Annotated in this window: 36 protein-coding genes; 16 read left to right on the top strand and 20 right to left on the bottom strand. The window is 34.3% G+C overall.

What is annotated here, in order from left to right; translation table 11 throughout:
- Nucleotides 1-35: 35 nt before the first annotated feature.
- Both spt4 and C6990_RS05915 read right to left on the bottom strand, forming a co-directional pair.
- Nucleotides 36-224, bottom strand: a complete 189-nt coding sequence (gene spt4, locus C6990_RS05920; protein ID WP_109876714.1) for a transcription elongation factor subunit Spt4 — start codon at nucleotides 222-224, stop codon at nucleotides 36-38.
- Nucleotide 225: 1 nt separating this feature from the next.
- Complete coding sequence (locus C6990_RS05915) at nucleotides 226-846, bottom strand: DNA-directed RNA polymerase (protein ID WP_255465265.1); 621 nt, start codon at nucleotides 844-846, stop codon at nucleotides 226-228.
- 122 nt (nucleotides 847-968) lie between these two features.
- Here C6990_RS05915 and C6990_RS05910 point away from each other — a divergent pair, with 122 nt between their 5' ends.
- The 4 genes from C6990_RS05910 (at nucleotide 969) to C6990_RS05895 (ending at nucleotide 5,194) form a co-directional block, all read left to right on the top strand.
- On the top strand, nucleotides 969-2,081 hold the full coding sequence (locus tag C6990_RS05910; RefSeq protein ID WP_182129409.1) for an Mrp/NBP35 family ATP-binding protein: 1,113 nt from the start codon (nucleotides 969-971) through the stop codon (nucleotides 2,079-2,081).
- 41 nt (nucleotides 2,082-2,122) lie between these two features.
- Complete coding sequence (locus C6990_RS05905; protein ID WP_220463375.1) at nucleotides 2,123-2,587, top strand: GTP-dependent dephospho-CoA kinase family protein; 465 nt, start codon at nucleotides 2,123-2,125, stop codon at nucleotides 2,585-2,587.
- Nucleotides 2,588-2,740: 153 nt separating this feature from the next.
- Nucleotides 2,741-3,118: a hypothetical protein gene (locus C6990_RS05900; protein ID WP_182129405.1), complete on the top strand. Its 378-nt coding sequence runs from the start codon at nucleotides 2,741-2,743 to the stop codon at nucleotides 3,116-3,118.
- Nucleotides 3,119-3,154: 36 nt separating this feature from the next.
- A complete protein-coding gene (locus C6990_RS05895) occupies nucleotides 3,155-5,194 on the top strand; it encodes a sodium-translocating pyrophosphatase (RefSeq protein ID WP_182129403.1) in 2,040 nt (679 codons plus the stop codon).
- Here the strand turns inward: C6990_RS05895 and C6990_RS05890 are convergent.
- Nucleotides 5,191-5,373 carry a hypothetical protein gene (locus C6990_RS05890; RefSeq protein WP_182129401.1) on the bottom strand — a complete coding sequence of 61 codons (183 nt, stop codon included), beginning with the start codon at nucleotides 5,371-5,373 and terminating at the stop codon, nucleotides 5,191-5,193. The genes C6990_RS05895 and C6990_RS05890 overlap by 4 nt on opposite strands.
- 55 nt (nucleotides 5,374-5,428) lie before the next feature.
- Nucleotides 5,429-5,686 (bottom strand): DUF2024 family protein, encoded by a 258-nt coding sequence (locus tag C6990_RS05885; RefSeq protein WP_109876710.1) that lies wholly within the window; start codon nucleotides 5,684-5,686, stop codon nucleotides 5,429-5,431.
- 48 nt (nucleotides 5,687-5,734) lie between these two features.
- Between C6990_RS05885 and C6990_RS05880 the strand changes: the two genes are divergently transcribed.
- A complete protein-coding gene (locus C6990_RS05880) occupies nucleotides 5,735-6,121 on the top strand; it encodes a cyclophilin-like fold protein (RefSeq protein WP_182129399.1) in 387 nt (128 codons plus the stop codon).
- Nucleotides 6,122-6,123: 2 nt separating this feature from the next.
- On the opposite strand, the gene C6990_RS05875 is transcribed toward C6990_RS05880, so the two are convergent.
- Both C6990_RS05875 and C6990_RS05870 read right to left on the bottom strand, forming a co-directional pair.
- Nucleotides 6,124-6,510, bottom strand: a complete 387-nt coding sequence (locus C6990_RS05875; protein ID WP_182129397.1) for a M67 family metallopeptidase — start codon at nucleotides 6,508-6,510, stop codon at nucleotides 6,124-6,126.
- A gap of 2 nt (nucleotides 6,511-6,512) precedes the next feature.
- The gene (locus C6990_RS05870) at nucleotides 6,513-7,604 is read right to left on the bottom strand and encodes a cupredoxin domain-containing protein (protein WP_182129395.1); all 1,092 of its coding nucleotides are present in this window, start codon (nucleotides 7,602-7,604) and stop codon (nucleotides 6,513-6,515) included.
- A 97-nt stretch (nucleotides 7,605-7,701) separates the two neighbouring features.
- Between C6990_RS05870 and C6990_RS05865 the strand changes: the two genes are divergently transcribed.
- A complete protein-coding gene (locus C6990_RS05865; RefSeq protein ID WP_182129393.1) occupies nucleotides 7,702-8,589 on the top strand; it encodes a heme o synthase in 888 nt (295 codons plus the stop codon).
- A 3-nt stretch (nucleotides 8,590-8,592) separates the two neighbouring features.
- Here C6990_RS05865 and C6990_RS05860 read toward each other — a convergent pair whose 3' ends face one another.
- Genes C6990_RS05860 through C6990_RS05840 form a run of 5 tightly spaced genes read right to left on the bottom strand, consistent with a single transcriptional unit; the run spans nucleotide 8,593 to nucleotide 12,725 of the window.
- Entirely contained in the window at nucleotides 8,593-8,889 is a 297-nt protein-coding gene (locus C6990_RS05860; RefSeq protein WP_182129391.1) for a hypothetical protein, read from the bottom strand.
- A 2-nt stretch (nucleotides 8,890-8,891) separates the two neighbouring features.
- Nucleotides 8,892-11,060 carry a CDC48 family AAA ATPase gene (locus tag C6990_RS05855; protein ID WP_182129389.1) on the bottom strand — a complete coding sequence of 723 codons (2,169 nt, stop codon included), beginning with the start codon at nucleotides 11,058-11,060 and terminating at the stop codon, nucleotides 8,892-8,894.
- A gap of 8 nt (nucleotides 11,061-11,068) precedes the next feature.
- Nucleotides 11,069-11,350, bottom strand: a complete 282-nt coding sequence (locus tag C6990_RS05850) for an elongation factor 1-beta (RefSeq protein ID WP_182129387.1) — start codon at nucleotides 11,348-11,350, stop codon at nucleotides 11,069-11,071.
- A gap of 3 nt (nucleotides 11,351-11,353) precedes the next feature.
- Complete coding sequence (locus C6990_RS05845) at nucleotides 11,354-11,533, bottom strand: zinc finger domain-containing protein (protein ID WP_182129385.1); 180 nt, start codon at nucleotides 11,531-11,533, stop codon at nucleotides 11,354-11,356.
- A 55-nt stretch (nucleotides 11,534-11,588) separates the two neighbouring features.
- On the bottom strand, nucleotides 11,589-12,725 hold the full coding sequence (locus C6990_RS05840) for an NAD(P)/FAD-dependent oxidoreductase (protein WP_182129383.1): 1,137 nt from the start codon (nucleotides 12,723-12,725) through the stop codon (nucleotides 11,589-11,591).
- A gap of 66 nt (nucleotides 12,726-12,791) precedes the next feature.
- On the opposite strand from C6990_RS05840, the gene pth2 reads away from it, so the two are divergent.
- From pth2 to C6990_RS05820, 4 genes are all read left to right on the top strand, one after another.
- Nucleotides 12,792-13,145 carry a peptidyl-tRNA hydrolase Pth2 gene (pth2, locus tag C6990_RS05835; protein ID WP_182129381.1) on the top strand — a complete coding sequence of 118 codons (354 nt, stop codon included), beginning with the start codon at nucleotides 12,792-12,794 and terminating at the stop codon, nucleotides 13,143-13,145.
- A gap of 44 nt (nucleotides 13,146-13,189) precedes the next feature.
- Complete coding sequence (locus tag C6990_RS05830) at nucleotides 13,190-14,791, top strand: Vgb family protein (protein WP_182129379.1); 1,602 nt, start codon at nucleotides 13,190-13,192, stop codon at nucleotides 14,789-14,791.
- Entirely contained in the window at nucleotides 14,788-15,984 is a 1,197-nt protein-coding gene (gene truD, locus C6990_RS05825) for a tRNA pseudouridine(13) synthase TruD (RefSeq protein WP_182129376.1), read from the top strand. Before C6990_RS05830 ends, truD begins: the two co-directional genes overlap by 4 nt.
- A 67-nt stretch (nucleotides 15,985-16,051) precedes the next feature.
- Nucleotides 16,052-16,282: an Lrp/AsnC ligand binding domain-containing protein gene (locus C6990_RS05820; protein ID WP_182129374.1), complete on the top strand. Its 231-nt coding sequence runs from the start codon at nucleotides 16,052-16,054 to the stop codon at nucleotides 16,280-16,282.
- Here C6990_RS05820 and C6990_RS05815 read toward each other — a convergent pair.
- Nucleotides 16,279-16,488: a hypothetical protein gene (locus tag C6990_RS05815; RefSeq protein ID WP_182129372.1), complete on the bottom strand. Its 210-nt coding sequence runs from the start codon at nucleotides 16,486-16,488 to the stop codon at nucleotides 16,279-16,281. The genes C6990_RS05820 and C6990_RS05815 overlap by 4 nt on opposite strands.
- A 259-nt stretch (nucleotides 16,489-16,747) precedes the next feature.
- On the opposite strand from C6990_RS05815, the gene C6990_RS05810 reads away from it, so the two are divergent.
- The gene (locus C6990_RS05810) at nucleotides 16,748-17,278 is read left to right on the top strand and encodes a hypothetical protein (protein ID WP_255465260.1); all 531 of its coding nucleotides are present in this window, start codon (nucleotides 16,748-16,750) and stop codon (nucleotides 17,276-17,278) included.
- 1 nt (nucleotide 17,279) lies between these two features.
- Here the strand turns inward: C6990_RS05810 and C6990_RS05805 are convergent, their stop codons facing one another.
- The gene (locus C6990_RS05805; RefSeq protein WP_182129368.1) at nucleotides 17,280-17,534 is read right to left on the bottom strand and encodes a hypothetical protein; all 255 of its coding nucleotides are present in this window, start codon (nucleotides 17,532-17,534) and stop codon (nucleotides 17,280-17,282) included.
- A 120-nt stretch (nucleotides 17,535-17,654) separates the two neighbouring features.
- On the opposite strand from C6990_RS05805, the gene C6990_RS05800 reads away from it, so the two are divergent.
- Nucleotides 17,655-18,155, top strand: coding sequence for a hypothetical protein (locus C6990_RS05800; RefSeq protein WP_182129366.1), 501 nt, complete (start codon nucleotides 17,655-17,657; stop codon nucleotides 18,153-18,155).
- Here the strand turns inward: C6990_RS05800 and C6990_RS05795 are convergent.
- From C6990_RS05795 to C6990_RS05785, 3 genes are read right to left on the bottom strand one after another with little or no spacing between them, the layout of a single operon-like run.
- Entirely contained in the window at nucleotides 18,145-18,378 is a 234-nt protein-coding gene (locus tag C6990_RS05795; RefSeq protein ID WP_182129364.1) for a hypothetical protein, read from the bottom strand. The genes C6990_RS05800 and C6990_RS05795 overlap by 11 nt on opposite strands.
- Nucleotides 18,379-18,411: 33 nt before the next feature.
- Nucleotides 18,412-18,564 (bottom strand): hypothetical protein, encoded by a 153-nt coding sequence (locus C6990_RS05790; protein WP_182129362.1) that lies wholly within the window; start codon nucleotides 18,562-18,564, stop codon nucleotides 18,412-18,414.
- 36 nt (nucleotides 18,565-18,600) lie between these two features.
- Nucleotides 18,601-19,635 (bottom strand): alcohol dehydrogenase catalytic domain-containing protein, encoded by a 1,035-nt coding sequence (locus tag C6990_RS05785; protein WP_182129360.1) that lies wholly within the window; start codon nucleotides 19,633-19,635, stop codon nucleotides 18,601-18,603.
- A gap of 73 nt (nucleotides 19,636-19,708) precedes the next feature.
- Here C6990_RS05785 and C6990_RS05780 point away from each other — a divergent pair, with 73 nt between their 5' ends.
- Both C6990_RS05780 and C6990_RS05775 read left to right on the top strand, forming a co-directional pair.
- Nucleotides 19,709-19,942 (top strand): hypothetical protein, encoded by a 234-nt coding sequence (locus C6990_RS05780; protein WP_182129358.1) that lies wholly within the window; start codon nucleotides 19,709-19,711, stop codon nucleotides 19,940-19,942.
- A gap of 44 nt (nucleotides 19,943-19,986) precedes the next feature.
- Nucleotides 19,987-22,014 carry a thioredoxin domain-containing protein gene (locus C6990_RS05775; protein WP_182129356.1) on the top strand — a complete coding sequence of 676 codons (2,028 nt, stop codon included), beginning with the start codon at nucleotides 19,987-19,989 and terminating at the stop codon, nucleotides 22,012-22,014.
- On the opposite strand, the gene C6990_RS05770 is transcribed toward C6990_RS05775, so the two are convergent.
- Complete coding sequence (locus C6990_RS05770) at nucleotides 22,011-22,331, bottom strand: hypothetical protein (protein ID WP_182129354.1); 321 nt, start codon at nucleotides 22,329-22,331, stop codon at nucleotides 22,011-22,013. The genes C6990_RS05775 and C6990_RS05770 overlap by 4 nt on opposite strands.
- A gap of 339 nt (nucleotides 22,332-22,670) precedes the next feature.
- On the bottom strand, nucleotides 22,671-23,009 hold the full coding sequence (locus C6990_RS05765; RefSeq protein ID WP_182129352.1) for a hypothetical protein: 339 nt from the start codon (nucleotides 23,007-23,009) through the stop codon (nucleotides 22,671-22,673).
- Nucleotides 23,010-23,307: 298 nt separating this feature from the next.
- Here C6990_RS05765 and C6990_RS05760 point away from each other — a divergent pair, with 298 nt between their 5' ends.
- Complete coding sequence (locus C6990_RS05760; protein ID WP_182129350.1) at nucleotides 23,308-23,766, top strand: hypothetical protein; 459 nt, start codon at nucleotides 23,308-23,310, stop codon at nucleotides 23,764-23,766.
- On the opposite strand, the gene C6990_RS05755 is transcribed toward C6990_RS05760, so the two are convergent.
- On the bottom strand, nucleotides 23,726-24,487 hold the full coding sequence (locus C6990_RS05755) for an FxLYD domain-containing protein (RefSeq protein ID WP_182129348.1): 762 nt from the start codon (nucleotides 24,485-24,487) through the stop codon (nucleotides 23,726-23,728). The two genes, C6990_RS05760 and C6990_RS05755, sit on opposite strands and share 41 nt — an antisense overlap.
- A gap of 169 nt (nucleotides 24,488-24,656) precedes the next feature.
- Between C6990_RS05755 and C6990_RS05750 the strand changes: the two genes are divergently transcribed.
- A complete protein-coding gene (locus C6990_RS05750) occupies nucleotides 24,657-24,914 on the top strand; it encodes a hypothetical protein (RefSeq protein ID WP_182129346.1) in 258 nt (85 codons plus the stop codon).
- A gap of 95 nt (nucleotides 24,915-25,009) precedes the next feature.
- Here the strand turns inward: C6990_RS05750 and C6990_RS05745 are convergent, their stop codons facing one another.
- Entirely contained in the window at nucleotides 25,010-25,357 is a 348-nt protein-coding gene (locus tag C6990_RS05745) for a hypothetical protein (protein WP_182129344.1), read from the bottom strand.
- Between the last annotated feature and the right edge of the window lie 97 nt (nucleotides 25,358-25,454).

Raw genomic sequence — 25,454 nt, 5'->3', positions numbered from 1 at the left:
AAATATTACTGTGATTTTAAAGATTTAGAAATTTTCTATGTTACTTTGATTGCATACTTGCCTTTTTGTGTAATTCCTAGAGTTTTTGAAATCTCTGAATTTGTAGGATCAACTACTAGAACAATTCCACTCCAGTCCGGTGTCAAATCTGATGACTTGCAACCTGGACAAACTTTACCTGTTGTAACAAACTTACATTTACGGCATGCCATTTCTCGTGCCATCTTAACTTGCCTCTACTTCAGCTTCTTTTGCAGGTTTATCTGAATCCCCTGTGGATTTTTTGATCTCTTCTGCAATCCAGTCATCTGCTCCAAGGAATGGTTGTCTACATGTAATTCCAATCTTGCCCATTGCAGCAGCTTTTCCTAATGATACTGCAGTAATCCTTGCACGAAGTGTAGATCCGACTTTTAATGTTCTTCCACTTTGATTAGCTAAGATCATTCCAGACTTTACATCGCTCTTAAGATAATCATCCATAACTTGTGACAGGTGAAGTAATGCATCAGTTGGACCAATTCTTACAAATGCTCCAAAGTCTGTAATGTCTACAATTTCACCTTGAACAATTTCCTGTAGTTTTGGATAAAATGTTAATGCTTCAAACTGAACTCTATGGAATGTACCGCCATCTCCTGCAATCATTTTTCCCATTTCGTCAACTTTTGCATCTAAAATCATGATGATATATCCTAAATCTGCATTAATCATACTCTCGTACTTTTCCTTGAGAATGTTTACTGCTGCCTTTTTGAGTGTAGTTCCAAACAAGCTGGGAGGAATCCTGACAACATCAACTAGGGTAGATATAGAAAACAACTGAGTTTTTTTCTTGAATTTCAATTTATGAATCTTTGGGTGATTTAGTCATAATTTTCTAAAGATTTTGTTAATTTTTCAAAAAAATGACAATTTTTTTTCATGTCTGACTTATGTTTAAATAATGTAGACATGATTTTTACGCAATGGTTGGAATAGATCAAGTTCTTGAAAAACTGAGTACTGTCATTGATCCTGATTTGAAAAAAGACATTGTTTCAATGGGCATGATCAAAGACTTGGAACTAAATGACGGTGATCTGAAATTTACTTTAGAATTAACAACCCCTGCATGCCCTTTCAATGTCGAAATTGAAGATGATGTAAGAAAAGCAATTGGCGAAATTTCTGAATTAAAAAATTTTGATTTGAAAGTAACTGCAAAAGTAATGGAGGGCCGTTCACTTGATGCTGATACTGGAATGGCATCTGTCAAAAACATTATCGGTGTTGCAAGTGGTAAGGGCGGAGTTGGAAAATCAACTGTCTCATTAAATTTAGCATTGGCATTATCTGAATCAGGAGCTAAAGTTGGCTTACTTGATGCTGATATCTATGGTCCTAGCATTCCGTTAATGTTGGGAATGAAAGATGGTTTCATGGAAGTAGAAGAAAATAAACTTCAACCTGCAGATTTTAATGGACTAAAAGTTGTGTCCTTTGGTTTCTTTGCAGATCAATCTAATCAAGCGGCAATTTACCGTGGACCAATTATTTCTGGAATTTTAAAACAGTTCTTAGTTGATACTAATTGGTCTGATTTAGATTATCTTATAGTAGATCTTCCACCTGGAACAGGTGATATTCCACTTACACTTGCTCAAACAATACCTATTACTGGAATCCTTGTTGTAACAACTCCACAGGATGTTGCTAGTAATGTAGCAGTAAAAGCTGTATCTATGTTTGAAAAACTTAATGTTCCAATTATTGGTGTTGTTGAAAACATGAGTCACTTTATCTGTCCAAACTGTGATGACAAGCATTACATCTTTGGTGAGGGGGGTGCAAAAAAAATTAGTGAGCAGTTTAACATGCCTTTCTTGGGAGAAATTCCATTAAATTCTGGAATTATGGAAGGTTCTGATTTGGGCAAACCAATTATGATTACAAATCCTGATTCTCCAAGTGCAGAAGCTTTTAGAAAGAGTGCAAAAAATATTGCAGCTCAATGCAGTATTCTTGCATCAAAACTGCAAGATGAAATGGCATCTGAAAGTACTAGTGAAGAATCTGCTCCGGAACCAAGTACTAGTTAGTCACGATTAATGTGAAGTTACCTGATTCTTTAAGAGAACAATTGAAAATCCCTTTAGGGTTGCTTTTACCTGAAAGCCAAGCTGATAAAAAAAATATTCAAAAACATCTTTTGCCAAATTCCTATATCATCACTGTTGGTGACCGAACAACAAAAAAGATGATTGAATTTGGTCTTATTCCGTCCTTGCAAATTATTGACGGGAAGGAAAAACGAGAAAAAAAAGATCCGCCAAAACTTGCAAATGCCACTGAACTAACTGTTAAAAATCCTCCAGCAGAAATAACTTCTCAAAGTATTGATGTGATTAAAAATGCCTTTACTATGGAACCTCCCGTGAGACTGTTTGTTTTAGGCGAAGAAGATCTTTTGGTACTTCCAGTATGTATTCATGCACCTGATAATGCAATTGTTTTGTATGGTCAACCAAATGAAGGACTAGTAATTGTAAGCATTACTCCAGAAATTAGAAATAAAGCACAGTCAATACTTGATTTAATGGAATAATTGGGGTGTGATGAGACGGTGGCTGTATGATTGATGATTACTCTACTAAACCTTCTGACCCTATTAATTCATATTTTTAAAGAATGAAAATACACCAAATCTCTCACAAGAATTGACATTTCAAGATAAACCCAGATTGTTTGAGAAAGAGATGTGAAACTTGATCCTGATTTAAGACTGCAAATATTAGAAAAAATTGGCATCTATTCTAATCGTTTTTCAATTTCGGAACCTCGTATTTTACTATCTACAAAAGAGGTGCTTGATGCTCCAAAAGAAATGACTGAGGGCAGACGCACATCTGCATACAAGTACTATGGGGTATCTTACCTTCAACATAATCTAGTATTCATCAACGTAAGAAAAATCCCAGATGAAAAAACGCTTGAAAATACTATAGTCCACGAATTAATCCATATGCGATTCCCATATCTTGCCCATGGAAAAAGATTCAACAAATTGGTAAGACAAGGGCTTCGAGGAAAAACATTTTTGCCATACAGAAAAAGAAGTAAGATCTCTGCTATTTGATTTATATTTCCAATACTTAGGCAAGCTGAGTATAACATGGAAATTGCTGAAATTCTGCCTTTTATCGCAGGTATTGCATCATTTTTAGTTGCAGGTGGATTGGTTGCTTGGATTACAAAGCAACCTGCAGGGACAAAAGAAATGATGGATATCTCAAATGCAGTCAAAGAAGGGGCTGCTGCATTTCTAAAAAGAGAGATGATGATTATTGTCCCAGTAGCTATTGCATTATCCTTGATTATTGCAGTATTTTTGACTCCGTCAAATGGATTGGCATTTGCAGTTGGTGCAGCATTGTCTGCCGTTGCAGGAATTATCTCATTAAAAATTACAGTAAAAGCAGCAGTAAGAGCTGCAAATCTTAGTAGCAGTGGATTAGGAAAGACCTTTGCTATGGCCTTTAGAGGAGGTGCAACAGTAGGTCTTGCAGTTCCTGCGATGGCCTTGGTTGCAATTACTGGTCTTTATGTCATTTATCCAGATCCAATCACAATTGCAGGTGTAGGAATTGGAGCCAGTTTAATTGCATTATTCATTAGAATTGGCGGTGGAATTTTCACAAAAGCTGCAGACATGGGTGCAGACTTGGTAGGAAAAGTGGAGGCTAATATTCCTGAAGATGATCCTAGAAACCCTGCAACTATTGCCGACAACGTTGGTGACAATGTTGGTGATGCAGCAGGAATGGGTTCTGATGTTTATGAATCATACATTGTTACAATACTTGCAGCATTACTTATTGCAGCATTAATTGGCGCTCCAAATTACTTCCTTTATCCAATTCTTATTGGCTCATCTGGAATGATTGCATCAATCATTGGTGTTGTAATTGTTGGCTCAAAAGGAGTAACTGATGTGATGAAGCCGTTGAATCGTTCATTTTATGTTTCAGCTGCAATTGCAATTGGATTAAACTATGTATTTATCACACAATTCATTGAACAATCTGCAGCAGGATATGCTTTGTTTGGAACTACAGTTATTGGAGTAATACTTGTTCCAGTAATTCAGAAAATCACAGACAACTATACTAGTTATAAAAAAGGCCCAGTAAAAGAAATTGCAGATTCTGCAAAGTGGGGTTATGCATCATTAACATTAATGGGAATTATCAAAGGCATGCAATCAACAGGACCATTTATGATTGCCCTAGTTGTTGCAATTATAATTTCATATTCTATTGCTTCATCAGCAGCTCCTGAAGGAACTGACCCAATACTTTATGGGATCTTTGGAACTTCTCTAACTGCAATGGCTATGTTGAGTCTTGCGGGAATTGTCCTTAGTATTGATGCATTTGGTCCTATTGCAGATAACGCAGGTGGAATTGTTGAAATGACTGGAATGGGAGAAGAAAATCGTAAGGTAACTGATGAAATTGATGCAGTAGGAAATACAACAAAGGCAGTTACAAAGGGATTTGCTATTGCCAGTGCTGCATTAGCTGCCTTGGCAATGATTCAAGCATTCCAATTTGAAGCAGCACACATCTTTGAAGGTGTTTTAGAATTAGATTACAGTTTAACTAATCCAGCAATTATTGTTGGATTGCTCATTGGTGGACTGATTCCATTTATCATTACAGGCCAATTAATCAATGGTGTGTCAAGGGCTGCAGGAAAAATGGTAGATGAAGTAAGACGACAATTCAAAGCAGATTCTGGAATCCTTAAAGGAACATCAAAGCCTGATTATGCAAAATGTGTAGACATTGCAACTGTTGCATCAATTAAAGAACTTTGGAAACCAGCAATTGTTGCAATACTAGCACCAATAATTTTGGGTATTCTCTTAGGCCCAACTGCAGTTGCCGGATTACTAATGGGTGCAGTTGTAACTGGAATTTTACTAGCATACCACTTGGCAAACACTGGTGGTGCATGGGATAATGCTAAGAAACTAGTTGAGATGAACGGTGAGAAAGGCTCTGAGGTTCACAAAGTCGCAGTAGTTGGAGATATCATCGGTGATCCATACAAAGATACTGCTGGACCTGCACTAAACACTGTGATTAAATTATTAAACACAATTGCAATTGTCTTTGTATCTGCATTTGTTGCAATTCTTGCAATCTAGTCTTCTACAATAAGTGTCATATCTAACTCATCAATTTGAGCTTGAATTGCTTTTTGTAATGTTGAATTATGGGTGTCGCAGAATTTGAAATAGTTGTCAGCTGTCTGGAAACATCCGCAAATCCATTTTGTTTTCTTGTCTCCTTCTACTGTCCATTTTGAATATTTGTGTTCAGACATGATGATTGTTAAACAACTAATCTAAAAAAGTCTTGTAGAAAAATGAAAAAAATGTTTAAGGACAGCCTTCCATCTTTTGGATAAAGTAGCCTTTTTCCTTAATTGCCTGCTCTACAGGTTCTGGTGCACCTTGTGAATGGCAGAATTGACATTCATTTGTAGTCATCTCTGCTTGTCCTTCACCGATTGATTCTAACCACTCTTTACCATATGTGATGGCTTTGTCGTGATCTTTTTCACCAGTAATTACATCAAAATGCATGGTATGACCATCTGCTGCTTTGACATAAGTGTCGTATACGTGAATTTCCATATTTGTAATTAAAAAAAGGGATATTTAATTCAAAGATCATCAGAATTCATGAAATATACCGTTGAAATTACAATTCCAAACTCTTCAAACATACTTTTAGAATTAGATGATAGAAATTCTCCAAAAACTGTCAATGATTTTATCAAAAATTTACCATTTACAGTTGATCTTAATGTTTGGGGTGATGAAATCTATACGTCAAAATCTCCTATATCTCAACCCGAAGAGAATGCAAAGTCTCCTGTAGAACTAAATGATGTTGCCTATTGGCCAACTGGAAAAGCAATATGCTTGTTTTATGGACCTACTCCTATAGGCAAGCCTGGAGAGATTACACCAGCTTCGCCCGTAAATGTGATTGGAAAAATCATTTCACCTGATAAATCCATTCTAAATGATATTGACACTGAGCGGGCTACATTTAGCTTGAAATAGTCCTATTCGATTGGAATTTCTAATATTTCTGATTCAAGTACAAACGCTCTAAAATTTTTATTGATACCTGAATAAATTATCCATACAACTGGATTACTTTCCATGAATTTTTTGTCTGTGTTTGATGGAAATGCATCTGAATCTGGATGTGAGTGAAATATTCCGATTACCTCAAGCCCTTTTTGCTCTGCAATCTTGTACCCTTCAATTAATTGATCATTTGAGATTGTAAAATTCACTGGAGACTCTTCAATATTTTCTGTTAGGAAGACGTCTGAAACTAAATTATTTTTACCAAATAAAATTGCACATGATTCGTTTGGTTTCTGATTTTCTGAATATTCTGATAGAATTTTTTTATCAGTTTCTGATAAAATAATTTTCTGCAAATCTATTCTACGTTGACTGTTCCAATCATCCATGGATGTAAAATACAATAATAGTCGTAACTTCCTGCGTCTACAAATGTAAACTCATACGAATCTCCCGTGGATAATATGTCTGAATCAAATACTCCATCTGCACCTGTTTCAGGATTACCTGAAGTTGCAGTATGCATTGTATTATCTACATTTTCCCAAACTACTGTAGTTCCAACTGAGATGTCGATTACTTCCGGATCATAATATATCTGGCCTTCTTCTGGTATTGCAGCTCCTTCTGGAATTATAACTTTAGTTGGTTCTTTTGGTGCTTCAATTACTAATGTTGCAACCATCCATGGATGTACAATACACATGTATTCATATTCACCAATTTCTAAATCACTTGTATCTAATGTATAGACTTCACCTGCACTAATCAAACTAGAATCAAATGTTTCTCCAAAGTCTACTGAACTAGTTACAGTATGTGCAACAGAGTCTACGTTAGTCCATTCTACTATGTGTCCTTGTTGAACTATTGCTCTATCTGGTTCATAATCTGGTGCTCCTTCTTCAGCTGAGCCTTCTAAAATTTCAATTGCAAATATTGGTCCAGTAGGTGCAACTTCTTCAACTGGTTCCTCCACTCCAGCTTGTTGTGGTATCATGTATGTATCAGGACTGACAAATCCAAATGCAACCCACATTATTATTCCAGTAGCTGCTGCCATTCCAACAATTGAACCGACTGGTTTTACAATTGTTGGATGCTTCATTGCAAGATAAGCAATGATGATTGCTGGGAATGCTATTGCCATTAAGATTCCTGCAATAGTGATTACATAGTCTGAAGAATTCATAGTTAATGCAAACATTCCAAATCCTAATGCAATGGATATAATTACCAAAGTCGTTGCTTTGGCTCTATTACTCGTTGAAACACCTCCATCTAAGATACCTGCAGCTAAGAAAATCAATCCTACAAACATGGTAAGACCTGTCAAAGCGTGCATTCCATCGATGAAAGTATGTGCAATACCTGCATAAGACAATGTAAGACCAGCTAATCCTATAGCTGTTAGTCCCATTCCAGGCATCATGAGGTCCCAATTACTCATTTAAGATAGCTGATAGAGCTGAGATACTTATTCCTTTTGAAATATGTAGATCACCTAGACGAAGAAATTAAATGGCTTTGAGAGAGGATAGAGTCAATTGGGATTTAATGAAATACTGGAGATATCAAAACCCAGAATTGTTGTACTTTTAGTAATAACTGCAGTTACATCCATGTATGCTGCAAGTAAACTAGTTCCAGGGGCTCCTGATCTTAGTTATTGGTCATATTTGCACATAATTATTGCCGGTGCTTTGGCATCAGCAGGTTCTAGTGCACTAAATCACTATTATGATAAAGATATTGATCCAAAAATGACACGAACAAGTACTAGACCAATTCCTTCAGGCCGAATGAAAGCATCCAATGTTTTGATTTATGGGGTTGTTGTAAGCTGTATTTCTGTAATCTATGGATATTTAGCATTAAACGCAGTATCTGCATTCTTTATTGCAGTTGGAATATTTTCATATGTGATAATCTATACAGTTTGGCTCAAACGTAGAAATACATCTAACATTGTTATTGGTGGTATTGCAGGTAGTGCAGCAGCTTGGGCTGGATGGGCAGCTGCTACTGGCAGCATGGATTTGTTAGGCTTCTTAGTTGGCTTTTTAGTATTTGTTTGGACTCCATCTCACTTTTGGTGTCTTGCCATGAAAATTAAAGACGAATATGCACAAGCTCAAGTTCCTATGCTTCCTGTTGTAATTGGAATGCAAAAAACATCAAAGTTCATTTTAGGAAATACTTTAATTTTAATTCCATACTCTTTGATACTTTCAATAATTCCTGATGGAATGGGGCTTGTTTACACAATTATTGCAATTGTTTCTGGCGGTTTGATGCTTGTCTATCACTATAAACTTACAAAGAATCCTACATCTGACTTTGCTTGGAAGGCATACAAAGTAACTGCACCATATCTTACGATTATCTTTGTAGCAGTTGCATTAGATGCAGCATTTCATATTCCTTTATTCTGATAATTATTTCTTAAAACCCGGAAAACTAGCTTCGTAGTCTTTTTCCATCATTTCTTTATTTTGTTCCTCAACACTGTCTATTTCTTCCTTAATTACAATTGCTTCTATTCTGCGTTCATCTTTTGTTATCCATGAAACAGAAATTAGTCCCAGAATCTCTAAATCTAAAAGTAGTTTATTGTATTTGTCTTCTGGAATGATTAATCCATCGCTAGTGAGGCTTCTATAAAGCTCAACATCTGTTAGGGATCCTACTTCTTTTACCTTGTCGTATATTGTATTTCGTAGTGGAATTGCCATTTTTATCCGTAAAATGATTTATCTCCTGTCTTTGGTACTACGTTAGATATACTTTCCTTCACAGTATTATACCACTGATCAACTTCTTTTGTAATTGATGGCCTAATCTGTTTTAGACTATTTGCAAAATGTTGACTGGAAATTTTTGTTGATTTCTCTCTCATTGCAAGAACTGCAGCTTCTCTACAAAGTGCAGCTAAATCTGCACCAGTATAGTTTTGAGTGGCAACTGCAATCTCTTGTAACTTCACATCATTTGTCAAAGGCATCTTTTTTGTTAATATTTTGATAATCTCTAATCGTCCTTTTTCATCTGGTGGCTCAACATATAGGACTAAATCTAATCTACCTGTTCTTAACAAAGAATTATCTAAAACATCTGGTCTATTAGTAATTCCAATTACTACCACCCTTGAAGAAATACCTTCTTCAATCTCTGTTAGTAGTTGACTAAGAATAGTTTCACCTACTCCACCTTCTCCTGATTTGAATCGTGCCAATGAATCTAACTCGTCAAAAATTACAACACATGGTGATGATGCTTTTGCTTTTCTGAAAATTTCTCTAATTGCTTTTTCCGATTCACCCATCCATTTTGAAAGAATCTCGGGACCTCTTACTAAAATCATGTTTGCTCCAGTTTCTGTTGCAAGTGCTCTTCCAAGCAATGTTTTTCCACATCCTGGTGGTCCATAAATCAAAGCTCCTTTTGGAGGTCTAATTCCCATCTTTGTAAATTTACTTGGCTCTTTCATTGCAATGATTAGATTATCCGTTAATGCTTTTTTGATTTCATCTAATCCTCCTACATCATGCCACCATACTTTTGGTCTCTCAACATAAAATTCCCTCATTGCAGTAGGGACCACTTCGTGCATGGCATCGTAAAAATCAACTAGTTTAATCTCCATAGATTGTAATACTTCAGATGGGATTTTTTCTGTTTCAAGATCTATTTCTGGAAGATACCTTCTGATTGATTTTAGGGCAGCCTCCCTACATAATGATTTGATGTCCGCACCTGTATACCCATGCAATTCTGATGACAAATCTTTCAAATCAATATCGTTACTTATTGGCATTCCTCTAGTGTGAATTTCCAGAATCTCAAACCTTCCATCTTCGTTTGGAACTGAGATTTCAAATTCTCTATCGAATCTGCCTGGTCTTCTAAGTGCAGGGTCTACACTATCTGGTCTATTTGTTGCACCAAGTACAATGACGTTTCCTCTATCTGTAAGTCCATCCATTAATGCTAATAATTGTGCAACAACTCTTTTCTCCACATCACCATATGCCTCTTCTCTTTTTGGTGCAATTGCATCAATTTCGTCTATGAAAATTATGCTAGGTGAATTGTCTTTTGCTTCTTTGAAAATCTCTCTTAACTTTGCTTCTGTTTCGCCATAATACTTGTTCATAATTTCTGGACCATTAATTGAAAACATATTGGCCTCTGACTCACTTGCCATTACTTTTGCTAGTAATGTTTTTCCACATCCTGGTGGTCCATAAAGCAAAATTCCACTATGAGGCTCTATTCCTAACCTTGTAAATAATTCTGGATGTTTTAATGGAAGTTCTACAATCTCTCTCATTGCTTTGACTTCGTTTCTTAGGCCGCCAACTTCTTCATATGTAACCCGTACTTTTCTATCAACTGTAGATTCAGTTGAAATGGATAGGTTTGTACTACGATCAATCTTTACAACACCTTTTGGACTGGTCTTTGTAATTTTAAAGTCCATAGAATTTCCTAAAATCATAACGGAGATTTCATCTCCATGTGTAATTGGCAATCCCTTTAATCTATTCTTTACAAAATCAGTAAATTCTTTGTCTACTGTTACTGAATCATTAACTGGTGTAAGTGAAACTGCTTTTGCAAATTTTGATGTCACTTTTCTAATTTTTACAAAATCATTTAGCGAACCTCCAACATTTTTTCTTGTTTGACCATCAATCCTTATGATGTCTGGGAATTTTTCATCTTCATCTACTGGCCAAACAACTGCACAACTTGTTCTTGAACCCATCACTTCAATAATATCTCCTGGGGTGACTCTGAGAAAATCCATAGCTTCGGGACCAATTCGAGCACGTTTTTTGCCTACGTCTCTTTGTTTTGCTTCTCCGATTCTCATTTGCAAAGGTTCTTCTTTGCGGGCCAAAAAATCTCCTATTTCATGTCGACTGACATTCGACTCATATTGAGCACTTCAAATTCACTAACGCCTTCAACAGATCTAATTGCGTCTTCTAGTGAATCCATTTGTCCTTCTTGATCTTCTAAAACAAATTCTGCTTTTAGAAATTCTAACCCAAAAGCCAATGGCTCTTTTGCATGTCTTTTCATAGTAATTCCTTCTTTTAGTGAACTTTTGATGGTTTCTGCTAACTTGTCAAGATCTATCTCTGTTCCATCTGGAAGAATTTTTGTGATTAATAGTAATTGAGTCATTTTCTAAGGTCCTTGAACGTTACAAGAAGAACAAGTATAGTTTCTTGCTGCTTCTCTGCAACTTTGACATCTCCAAATTAAATCTGCACCGCAATCAGGACAATTAAATTTTACACATTTATCATTAGGCATAATCGGTCTGTTACAACAACTACATGTTGGTAATGAAATCGTAGACGACATATTCCCAATTTTTCTGTAAACATCATTTATACCTTGCTTAGAAATTGAGCACGGTTTAACTCAATAATTTTTTAATTTCTCCGCCTATTAGGGTTTGAGCAGTTTTTAATGAACCTTTTATTCCAAGTAATTTTATAATTGAGCCAGTATGAAAATCAAAATCATCTTTTTCTGAAATTTCTTTTGTGATCTCAGGTGTAATTGACTCAAATAATTTGTTGATTGTATTGTTGTCTAATCTCTCCAAAATTTTTCTTGCAATAGATTGTTTTTCAAATTCTTTACCAAACCTATTCATCCATTTTTTTTGATATTCATATAGTTCTGATTTGTCATTTGTTTCTAAAAATTTTGAAATAGCTTGACCTGCATAAACTCCTCCTATCCCACTAGTAAAAATACCTCCAGCTGTTGTTGGTTTTGCCTGACCTGCTGCATCTCCTACAATTACTGTTTTCCCTTCAACAAAATTCTCAATTGGGCCCTTAATCCAAATTGGAGCAAAAATTTTCCTGATAACTGAAAATTCTTTTCTCTCCTCTAGAATCTTATCCAATGCTTCAGCGACATTGATTCCTCTTCCTGCAACTCCAACTTTTCCCTTACCTTCTCCTGATGGAATCACCCATCCAAAAAATCCAGGATATTTTTCTTGATCAAAAAATACTTCGACTTTTCCTTTCTTGATCCAATTTGAATAAATTTCGTATTGGGCTGATGATAAAATGCCAGTTCTATCTTTATGAATTAGAGATGAAACTCCTCTTGCATCAACTAAAATTTTACAATCAATCTTTTCTTCATTTGTTCTAATCCCTGTGTCTGTAATTTCCTGAAAACTTGTCCTAACTTTGATTACTGCACCATTCTTTTGAGCTTGAAAAGCAACTTGCTTGTCTAATTCTCTTCTACTGATCTCAACTACCTTTTGATTTTTGGAATTAATTGTGAAACTATTCCCATTAGGTGATGTGATTTCAGCTGAATCTATCATATGTTCAAATGTTTTTCTAAATGGAATGATTCCTAGTTCTTCCAAGCCTGCAATGCTGACTAGGCCCCCACAATGTTCCGGAGTGCCAATTTCATAATCTTCTTCAATAACAAGAACTGAAAACCCTTTAGAAGCAATTTCTCTTGCACATAATAATCCTGCAACACTTCCACCAGCAACAACTACATCAAAGTACACATAATTCGTTTCTTTGTCAATTATTTAATTCAAAAGTTTTTCATTAAGCCTGTATTTGATTAGTTTATGGGTTACATTAAACAGGTAATTGTTGTAAGAACTGATCTCAAAATGGGTAAAGGGAAGATTGCTGCACAAGTAGGACATGCTTGTGTACTTGGTGCAGAGCATGTGAGAAAATCTCATCCTGAATGGTATCAAGAATGGTGGGGAGGTCAAGAAAAGGTTGTAGTCAAAGTATCTGGAATTAAAGAACTACAAGAAGTAAAAAGACATGCTATAGATTTGAATCTTCCTTGGTCTGAAGTAACTGATGCTGGACATACTCAGATTGCACCTGGGACAACTACGTGTATTTCAATTGGACCTGCTCCTGAAAATTTGATTGATAAAATTACTGCTGATCTAAAATTACTTTAACATACTTGGAATAAGATATAACGAGGCTTGATTTTTTTAAAGACATGAAGAAAAAAGCAGTAATGGTTACAGTGTTTTTTGGATTTATTCTGTTATCGTCAACTATCATGATTACACTTCCAGGAATTATGCCACCTAGTGATGAATCTGAAATGACTGTTACTGGTACTCCTGCAGATAACTTTCCTGATGATCAACGTGCTCAGTTTTGTGGTTCAAGTACTGCAAAATCTACTACTTTCATTCAAGAATATTCTATTCCTACATTGTGTACTAATCCTTTAGCTATTGTATCTGATTATGATGGAAATATTTGGTTCACTGAAACTAATACTGGTAATTTGGCAAAATTTGATCCTATCACTGAAACATTTATTGAATATGAAAACCCTTCATGGCCACCAGGTGGACGCTCAATGATGTGGGGAATTGATTACGCACCTGATGGAACTGTTTGGTATACTGATGAAACTTATGATTCTGTTTGGAAGTTTTCAACTATTGATGAAGAGTATAGTAGACTATCATATCCATCTGAAGGAGATTCATTACCTCAAAAACTCCAAATTCATGGCTCTCAAATTATAGTGAATGATTTTACTGGAAATAAAATCACATTCTTAGATCCAAATCAATCAGAAGAAGATGTTAATTATCTAAGTATTCCTTCTCCTGTAGATGATTCTGTAACTGCTGATTTTGCAGTTGATGCGGATGATAATGTTTGGTTTACAAATTGGTTGTTTCAACAAGGGGGTGTTTTAGTAAAATTTGATCAAAATGCATATTTTAATTCTGTTTCAAATTCTGGTGAAAACTATCTTCCCTTACTTGATTTTATTGAAATATATCAATTACCTCCAGAACTACTTACTCCAAATGGCTCAGTAGTTACTGATGATGGAACCATCTGGTTGGCAGATACCACTACGTCATACTTTTTTAATTTTGATCCTGTTACTGAAGAATTTATACAATATGTTACAGCTGATCCATTACCTAGTACATATGGAAACCAAACAGGAATTGTCAAAACTCCCATATCCAGACCCTATTGGATGGAGACCGATGAACAAAATAGAATTGTCTTTAATGCACAAACTGCAAACAACATTTCTGTAATGGATCCAAAATCCCAAACTCTTGTAGAATATCATGTTCCGTCTAAAAATCCAAATTGGGGTGACTGTGATCCTGGAACTGGTTTGATGTTAGCTGATTGTGGTTTGGCTCAAATCTTTGATTTTACAATAGATGGTGAAAAAATCTGGTTTACCGAGTGGGTTGAAAATAATATTGGCGTAGTTGACACTTCTGTTCCACTACCTCTTGAAATTCAATTTGAATCTAATTCAATTAAATTAACACCTGGTGATTCAAAGCATTTCAATTTTATTGTATCCCCTTTGTCTCAAAATGATTTGGTGGGAGTTTCATTAGTAATGTCTACCACTCATGATTTTCTAAATGTTGAACTTGAAAATAACTCTCCTAACACATTCCAATTAGATTCTGATGCACCACGCCCAATTCATACTTCTATTAGTGCATCCGAAGATGCAGTTCCTGGAACTTACAAAATTTTACTTGGTGCACAATCTACTGATGTAGCAGTAAGCAAATTTGTTACAGTGACAATAGAGTGATACCAAATCTAGATTCACAAATAGGAATTTCTGTTTATAGTACAACTTTTCCTGGAATTGGTGGAAAAATTAGACTATCTCCTGAAGATTTTAACGTCAGTGAAATAATCTCAGAGAAAATACAAAACTCCCTAAATCATCAAGAAGGATATGCTGTATACAAACTAAAAAAGAAAAAAATTGATACTAATCATGCATTATCAAGTATTTTTAGAAAAAAAGGCATTAGATTAAAATCACTTGGATTAAAGGATGCATCTGCAATCACTGAACAATTTGTTTGCTCTGGAAATAAAGGAAAAGCCCTGGAAAATTTTTCAACTGAAAAATACTCTCTGGAAAATATTGGTTATGTAAAAAAACCATTGTCAAAAAAAGATATGATCGGCAATCACTTTAAAATTCAAATTTCTGAATGTTCTGATAATTTATCTGATTTTAAAGAATATGATAAAGTCTTGAATTTTTATGGTTATCAACGCTTTGGATCAAAAAGACCTGTTACTCATCTAATTGGCAAGGCTATTTTACAGCGAGATTTTAAAAAAGCCGTAGATCTTATCTTATCTTTTACATCTGTATATGATTCAAAAGAAAATTCTGAGATTCGTGAAAAGCTTTCAGATAAAGAAAATTATGCAAAATATTTTGATCATGTTCCAATTCAAATGGATATTGAGCGAATTGTTCTAAAAGAAATGATTGAACATAACGAATACATTCGTGCGATACGAGCTATTCCTTTATCATTGAGACGATTTTATATTCAGGCTTACCAGTCTTTTATTTTTAATCAATCTCTAAGTTCAGCTTTTGCGGATGGTGAAAATCTTTTTGAGGCTCAATCAAGTGATGTTTGCTTTGATTTTAATGGCATAATTGGAAAATATGTACGTGGTTTGGATCAACGATTGGCACTACCTTTTGTTGGGTATTCATATTACAAAAAAACAAGATTTGATTATCAAATTTCAAAAATACTGAAGCTAGAAGAGATCACACCTAAAGATTTCTTCATCAAAGAGATGCAAGAAGTAAGTAGTGAAGGAGGCTTTAGACAGGCTGCAATTCATTGCTTTGATTGCGCTTCACAAGAAAATACTGTAGAATTTTCTCTATCGAGAGGTATGTTTGCAACAATTTTGTTAAGGGAGATAATGAAACCTACGGATCCTATTGTGGCAGGCTTCTGAGATCATTTTTAGACTAATATTTTTAGATGTCTTTAAGTTGGTGTTTTTTTAACAAAATTTGATTTAGATGGAAAAAGCATACATGCTAATTAGTTGTGAAATCGGAGAAGAACAATCCCTTTCCGATCAACTACAACAAATTCCAGAGGTAAAAAATTGTCTAATCACATATGGCAGCTATGATGTTGTAGCAGAATTTGTCACAGATACTCCTGCACAAATGAATGAGGTAATTACAAACAAAATAAGAAAATTCCAAAAAATCAGAAGCACAATTACATTACGTGTCACAAACTAGTCTTTTTTGAATATAATTGCTATAATTCCTGCTCCTATTACAATTAATCCGATAATCGCAATTTGAATACCATACGTTACCCAATCGGGATTTGAATACATGAATGATGATTGAGGCCCTACTACTGAATGCCCTTGGAGGTGAAAAATAATTCCAAGCACTCCGATAATCACTCCTACTATAATGGCTAAAATTCCCTTTTTCACAAAATATCTAAATTTTTAGTCCTAAAAAGGGTAAAGAGAATTGATAATTTGACCAAATGATTTTTCGATTTGTTCTTTAATTACATTCCCAAGATTTGATAAAATGTACGAATGGGATGCGACTTATGAGTCACACAGCCACAAATATCTGGGTTTGATATTGTTTGTATCTTCCGCATCTCTGGCAATTCTCTTGTTTTTAATTTTCCATCCGCAAATTGAATCTCTCAATAAGGAATCCCCAATTTTGATTAATATCATGTTTCTTCCTGCCATGGCAATTGGATTTCTTTATGGTGTGAGAATTACAGAACGAGCTGTACGTCCTTCCGAAATTCGTAGTGCCTTTAAAAGATCCGTTGTAAAAATATTCTTGTTCTTTTTTGTTATAGGTGGCATGTTTAGTGCTGTAAACTTTGCAATAAATGGTGGAAGTGTGATGCCTGAGGTCTCAATTTTAGATGATGGACTTTTGCCCTGGGTTAATGAATTTGTAACTGCAAACGGGGGTGCGACATTCCTAATTATTACAAGTATAACATTGATGGCATCTGCAACTAAACGAATTGTTGGAATGAACTCTGGATTCTTGAATAGACTGGTGACCTTTGTTGGAACTTTTGTGTTTATGACGATACTTGTTTTGAGTTTCACAAAATCTGATCCAACTTCCTCTGGAGTTTTCTTGTATACCTTTTATCAAGCAGGAATAGTTGGTGGAGCATTTTATGCAATGAATAAACTAACAAAAAATCAAAATATGTTGGAAGATTTCACGAATGGTTATTAAATTACTCCCACTTTTCTGGGTCTACATAAATTCCTGATATTTCATTGTTAATTCTATCTCTATATTTTACACAATCCTCTGGTACAAAATCATTCAATTTACATTCATTGAAATGCTGTGTGTTGTGCCTTTGGATGTTATCTGAAAAAAGTACATCTGCTCCCAAAAATAATGCCAAAAGACCTATCACTGCAAGACTTGCTGAAACAGCAATCATTGCATAACCAACTTGGGCATAATTGTGAGGGTCTTTCATTTACTAAAAAACAAAAACTCTTGAATTTAATCTTTTCAAGTTAAGATTTTGCGATCAAATTCTTAGAACTAGTGTGTTTTTTAGGAAAAAAAGAAAAGACAGTACTGAAAACATTCTACATTGAGCATTCAAATTCTCCAGTATGAGTTTCTAGGTCCTATTCCACTTGATGAGTGGGGACCGCCGATGGAAAAACTGGTATATCTTATCCTCTCAAAAGATCAAGACAAATTCAATATTCTCTATATTGGTGACTGTGAGATGACTGATGACAAGTCATTTTTTGTACAGCACGAAAATTTCAAATGTTGGGTAGAAAAATCAGGCTCTGAAAAATCACTCTATCTTGCAATATTGCCTATGTTTGAATCAAGTAAAGATCACAGGCTAAGTGTTTACAATAAAATACTTTCAAGATACAAACCCCCATGTAATTCTGAAAATGATCCAAAACCTGAGCCTACTTATTCTGTTAGAACATCTGAAGAACCAAAAGAGAATTCACAAAAAATTCTTTGTCTGTGCTGTGGGTCTGAAATGAAAGCAGAGCAAATTCTTGAAAAATCTACTGTTTATCGATGTACCAGCTGTGGCTTGAGTGATACAAAACTTAACTCTTAACTTTGTTTTGTACATCAAACAATTGCAGTGTTAACAAATCAATTGCTTTTTTCAAATGTTGAAATTCATTAATGGAATGCATTTGTCCTTCAACTAATGCCCTCATTATTTTAATTGAATTTTTTTGAAAATCATCTGATGCAACAATTTCCATTGCATTAATTTTTGATAACAGGTTGTCTAATTCTTTAATCATTTCATCTGATGGCTTATGTTTGTCCATGAATATTGTAAATTGATTTTACTATATGAATTGTTACAATAAATCTTCATCAATTTCTTGAATTGGATCCAAGTATTGCTGACATGTGCATGTGGGAATTTGACATTTGCCTGCTTTGATTATGGAATTACTATTTTCATTTGGAGAATGTGCTTCATCAGTATGGTGACATCTATTACAATTCATACTCAAAATCAGATTTCCTAATATTTAATCTGCCAGTTAAGGAATTAAGACTGCTCGTGCTTCAATTTCCGAATCTTTTAATTTTTTTAGGACTTCGTTTGCACTTTCTAATGGGAACACCTGGGATATCACCTCAATGTTATTCTCATTGCATATATTGATGACTTGCTCCATGTCTTTTGTAGAGCCAATCAAAGTTCCTCTGATTGTTTTTTCTTCAAATGCCATAAAGGAAGGATTTTCTCCAACTGTTGCAATTACGACTAGTCCTCCTTTCTTTACTGATTTTATTGCAGTATCTGTAACTATGTCTGCTGGCGCAAAAACTATGGCAGCATCTAGCATCCCATGTTTTTCTTTTATTTTGGCAAGAAATTCATCTTGATTTTCTGAAAATGTCATTGCGTCAACTGCGCCCAATCTTTTTGCAACATCCAAATGTTTTTGTGTTCTAGAAAATGCAATAACGTCGCAATTTTCAACTTTGGCAAACTGTATGGCCATATGTCCCACTCCTCCTATTCCAAAAATTCCAATTTTTTTGTGCAATTTTGGTTCAACAGCTTTGACTGCTTTGTATGCTGTAATACCTGCACAAAACAATGGCGCAGCATATTCTGGTTTCATACTTTCTGGAACTTTGGTTGCAAAATCCTCTGTAACTGTTATGAATTCTGTATATCCTCCCTTGAATGATTCTCCAGTGATTACTGATGATTCGCAAAGATACTCTTTACCTTCTTTACAATATTGACACTTTTTACATGCCTCTAAAAGTGGGGTTATTCCTGCTCTGTCTCCTACTTTGAATTTAGAAACTGAATCACCGATTTGAACTACTTTGCCAACTAGCTCATGACCTGGAACTGTTGGAAGATTTGGTGGTATACCGATATCTTTCCAATCTCCTTCGATCCCATGAAGTTGAGAATGACAAACTCCACATGCTTCAATTTTTAATAGAATCTCATTTGGTCTTTGAATTTGATGCTTGTCTATCTCAGTTAATTTTAGTGGATTAGTTTCAATTTTGGCACATTCAGATAGCACCATGGCACGCATTTTTTCCATATTTCAAAGCATAAAGCACGAAATTTTAAGATTCGCTCATTAGAAAGATAAAGGACCGAAATTTACTTCAATCATGGCTGAAATTAGTGATGAAGATCGTGAAAGGGTAAAATTATTGCAGCAAATCACAGCATCAAAAAATGAATTCAAGAAATTATCCTTAGAACAATTACAGCGATTACAAGAATTAGTTGAAAAAAAAGATTATAGTCATGATAAAAAGGCTCATAAATCAAAAGTGAAACTACTAGGAAAAATCAATGTTAGAATTTACGAATTAACTGAAGGCAAAGGCATCTGGGGATAATTCCTCTAATTAAGTACTAATATTGAAATGACTTTTGATTAAACGTGGTAGAAAATAATCTCATTCATGAGACTAGTCCGTATTTACTTCAACATGCCAATAATCCTGTTGATTGGTATGGTTGGAATGAAATTGCATTAAAAAAAGCAAAAGATGAAAACAAACCAATTTTTCTAAGCATTGGTTACAGCTCATGCCATTGGTGTCATGTAATGGCACATGAATCATTTGAAAACGAAGATGTTGCACAATTCATGAATGAAAATTTTGTAAACATTAAGGTTGACAGAGAAGAAAGACCTGACATCGATGATATTTATCAAAAAGTTTGTCAGATTGCAACTGGTCAAGGCGGTTGGCCTCTAAGTATTTTTCTTACTCCTGATCAAAAACCCTTCTATGTTGGTACTTACTTTCCGGTTTTGGATTCTTATGGTCGGCAAGGTTTTGGAAGTATTTGCAGACAACTAGCTCAAGCATGGAAGGAAAAACCAAAAGATATTGAAAAATCAACTGAAAAGTTCCTCGATGCGCTTCAAAAAACAGAAACCATTACCGCTCCAACAAAATTAGAACGACCAATTCTAGATGAAGCTGCAATGAATTTATTCCAAATTGGTGATCCTACATATGGTGGATTTGGGTCTGCACCAAAGTTTCCAAATGCAGCAAATATTTCATTCTTGTTTCGCTACGCAAAACTTTCAGGTCTGTCCAAATTCAATGAATTTTCCCTTAAAACCCTCAAGAAAATGGCAAATGGTGGAATTTTTGATCAAATAGGTGGTGGTTTTTCTAGGTATTCTACTGATGCAAAGTGGCTTGTCCCTCATTTTGAAAAAATGCTTTACGATAATGCGCTGATTCCTGTCAATTATGCTGAGGCATATCAAATTACAAAAGATCCTTTTTATCTTGATGTCATGAAAAAAACACTTGATTTTGTATTACGTGAAATGACTTCTCCTGAAGGTGGATTTTATTCTGCATATGATGCAGATTCAGAAGGTATTGAAGGAAAATATTATGTTTGGAAGAAAAGTGAAATAAAAGAAATTCTGGGTAGCAATGCTGATCTATTTTGCCTGTACTTTGATGTCACTGATGGTGGAAATTGGGAAGGCAATAACATTCTGTGTAATAATCTTAATCTTTCAACTGTTGCATTTAATTTTGGAGTTACTGAACAAAAGGCCCAAGAAATTATTGATTCATGTTCTGAAAAATTATTAAAAGTTCGCTCAAAACGAATTCCTCCAGGTTTAGATGATAAGATTTTGGTTTCATGGAATTCTTTGATGATTACCGCATTTGCTAAAGGCTATCGTGTTACATCTGATATAAGATATCTTGATGCTGCAAAAACTTGTATTTCTTTTATAGAGAATAATCTTTTTGAAAATGGTAAATTATTACGTACTTACAAAAATGGAGATGCCAAAATAGATGGATATCTAGAAGATTATTCCTATTTTGTAAATGCATTATTGGGTGTATTTGAAATTGAGCCTGAAAAAAAATATCTTGAATTGGCTTTAAAATTGGGTAATCATTTAGTGGCTCATTTTTGGGATTCAAACACTAACAGCTTCTTTATGACTTCAGATGATCATGAAAAATTAATAATTCGACCAAAGAGTAATTATGATTTGTCATTACCTTCTGGCAATTCTGTATCTGCTTTTGTAATGTTAAGATTATTCCATTTATCTCAAAAGCAGAATTTCCTTGAAATTTCTACAAAAATAATGGAATCTCAGGCACAGCTGGCCGCAGAAAACCCTTTCGGATTTGGATATTTACTCAATACCATTTTTAATTATATGGAAAAACCGTTGGAAATAACAATAGTTAATACAGAAAATTCAGAGTTATGTGATTCTATTCTAACTGATTATCTGCCTAATTCGTTTATTGTAACAATTCAAAATTCCACTCAATTGAAACTTTTATCTGATTTTCCATTTTTTGCTGGAAAAACTTTTGAGGATAAAACTACTGTTTTTGTTTGCAAAGATTTTTCTTGCTCATTACCATTGCGTACACTGGATGAAATAAAATCACATCTTTAGATTTTTTTTAAATTTACATCAATTGTGCTTCCAACTTGAGGTCTTCCCATGTTGTCATATCTTGATTTTGGCATAGCTATTGTAATTTGTGTTTGTTGATATGATTTTATATTCACTGTGGGCTGTGCTTGTAAGATAGCTTCAAGTAATGGCATTACTTGCTCTTTTGTTTCAGCATCGAGCTTCTTTGAAACATTTTCTATGATCATTTGTTTTTGTGATACTGGCTCTGTTGAAACATTTTCTATCAGTGTCAATTGGACCATCTGACCATTATCTACTATCTGTGTAATTTTGAATTCGTTTGTTGCTGACAATGATTTGCTTAGTTTTTTTGATGATTTATCTTTACCGAATTGCGAAATAAAGTGCAATCACTGCAGTTGCTACAGCTGCACTTACACCTAACCCAAAAATGATTTTACTACCGTCGACATTCATATTTTTATTTTGTTTATTCAGAATTAAACTGTACTGATTTCCCTTTTTCTAATTTTTTCACTGATGATTTCTACGTAAGTGTTTTAATAGAAAAATTCTATTTTTTGTTATTATAAGCCAAAAAACTGTGTCCATACCCTCTACGCGGAACAACCCTTTCTAACAGAGGAGTCATGAAAGAGTGCCTAATCCGGCACTCTTTCACATTAAAATTATCATTCTTTTGATATAGAATCTTCATTTTCATCTACATCTTTTTTATTGGTTTCAAATCTATGAGGATCCAAAATAGATTTTTTGATTAGTGGTGCACGCTCTTTAATAATTTGATTGAATTCCCTCATATCTTCCAAACTTGGTGATTGTTGTTGGTTCTGATATGCCTGTAAAAATCCTGAATAGACACATCCTGTAATAATTCCAAATGCGGTATCTGGGACAGATCCTATTTCTGGTACAAAATTCTCAGCAATTTGTCTGTATGATTCTGATTCATTTATGTAGTAATCGATTAAACTATCGATAAATTCTTTATTCTCTTTAGAAATTGTCATGATTTTTTCTCTATTTTCTAGTTTATTTAATTGTCTTTGGTAATGGTTTTTCTTATTACCAAAATTATCTTTTCATTACCTGCCTGTGACATAAGCAATATACAAAATTGATGAGATAATTAGAGATATTCCTAGTATTATTGCTAATTCTTTTCTTGAAAAAACACTTGCTCTAAAACTCATAATATTACTGAAATGATTGTGAACTTAAGGCTTGAGATACTATATCTAAAATTAAGAATTTGTGCTAATTATTGCCTTTGATTAATCGTTTATTTATTCATAAATTATTTTTTAGATGTTGTGGAAATTAGAATCTGATGAAGACTTTTTTCGAATATGTGATTCAAAAAAAATGGTGGCAGGATATTTTGATCCCGACTATGGAGAGATTTTCCCAAAAGAGAATTCAGAAGAAATTATTTCATCTATGCTAAAAAACCATGATAAAATTTTGGGTGGTATCATGATGGTTCCTTTAGTAAAGTTTAATCTATTTGATACTGATTTGGATACTGATATCTATAAAGTAGAACAAAATGTGATACGAGTAAATGAGCATCTACAAAAATGGAAGAATTTCTTATCTCAAACTAATAGAGAAAAGCATTCCATTAGAATTTCCCACACAGATCAAGACATGCTTACAATAACTTTTGAAGTAAAATTCTCAAAACCAACTCCTCTTGAAAAAAAACAGTTACTAGACGAACTCTTTACAACTTTAGATTTGCTGCAGAAATCAGATTTGTTATGATTTTGCCTGAATACCTTGTAATACCAATATATGCTGACAGTGTAACTGCAAGCAAAACAAGTGTACCTATGGGAAATTCTGGAACTGCAGCATACTCTTCTGATTCTGCAATCAATGTGTATTCTTTTATCTGTTCATTTTGAATTTTATCTGGGATTGTAACCAAAAAGAAAGCATTGTCGTTTACTCCTAAATAATCTGGTTCTGGATGAATTCTTGAGACTCCTGCTACATTCCCTTCTATATCATAAAGAGTTGCAATTATTGCCACAGTATTTGCTGTAATGTGGCCATTATTCTTGACAACACCTGTGATGATTAGGTTATTGTGGTTATCTGTTGATAATTCTGATTCAGTAATGTCTATCACTTGACTTTTTGGATGACTTAATTCATAATCTAAATTCAATGAATATGATTCAGTATCTTTTGCTTCATTACTGGGCAATACCAGTTCAAATGGTCCTTTCATCCCTGGCATGATTGTATTTACTAAAGAATTCACCTCTTTTACTAGAATTTGATTTTTATTTTCATCAAATAATGTAATTATCACGTTGATTTGGCTAAGAGGGACCTTTAGATTATTTGTAATTTCCCCAACAATGTGGAGGGATTTATCATCTCCAACAAACTGCTGATCATTTTCAATAAATGCTTCTCCAAATACTGATGGAATGACTCCTACAAATAGAAATATGATGATGAAAATTTGTTTCATGTCTTTGTTTGTTTGAATTCTTTAAAGAAGTTTTATCTATGATTTGTTTGGCTTTTTCCTTTTTTTGCTTTCAGAATTGTGGTGGATTAACTTTGGAGAGAATTTTGTTCAAAAATTGGTCTTTTTAAAAATCTTATTAATGAGAATCGGGTACTAATAATTAGAAAATATGGCTAAAATTAAAGTACGATCTGGTAGAGGAACAGGTACTATTGAAGTTGATGACGATGCCAGTAAATGGTCCGGCTCAGATTTCAAAAAAATTCAAGCTGCAAGAAAAGAAGCCTCTAAAGACAAGTATGTTACTGTTGGAAGAGGTACTGGAAAAATAAAATTTGGAGATATTGCAGATACCAAATCTACAGACACAAAAGGTATGTGGGTTAGTTCTGGAAGAGGTACCGGAAGACGACAACTCAAAAAGTGACACTAAAACACAATCAATATTTTTTACCATCTGTAAATAATTTGAAAATTATTTGATATCTAATTAAAAAATAGAAAAAATAAAAATTGTAAAGGTTACTTGAAAGAGCGTACCTTTCGAACAACTTTGTTATGATCTAAGGAAGCAGTGGTAGTCACATACAAAATATGATTCTTTCCTGCAGGAATGACTATTCTTTTTACTTTGTCATATTCTGCAACAACGTATTTGCATGCCCCTAGTGACTTCAAAAGTTTTTTTCTTTGCTTCCAATCATATGCTGCAGCCTTTAATGATGCCAAACTTTGTTTCTTTGACACCAAAATGCTTACCTTCTTTGAACGTGCTGAATAAACTAGTTTTCCATTTAGATCGCATACAGTCACTACTCTAACTGATGGACTAAGCTTCAATAGTTTTTCAACAGCCACTTCAATTTCCATAATACTACCAAAACATTCTAGATGATAAAATTTACTAAAATATTTTCAAAAGAAATTTTTCGATGATTTTAATATTGTAGGGTGGTAGAAATTATTT

It is taken from the genome of Nitrosopumilus sp. b3 (assembly GCF_014078525.1).
GTDB lineage: Archaea > Thermoproteota > Nitrososphaeria > Nitrososphaerales > Nitrosopumilaceae > Nitrosopumilus.
This window is presented reverse-complemented; position numbering and strand designations above follow the sequence as displayed.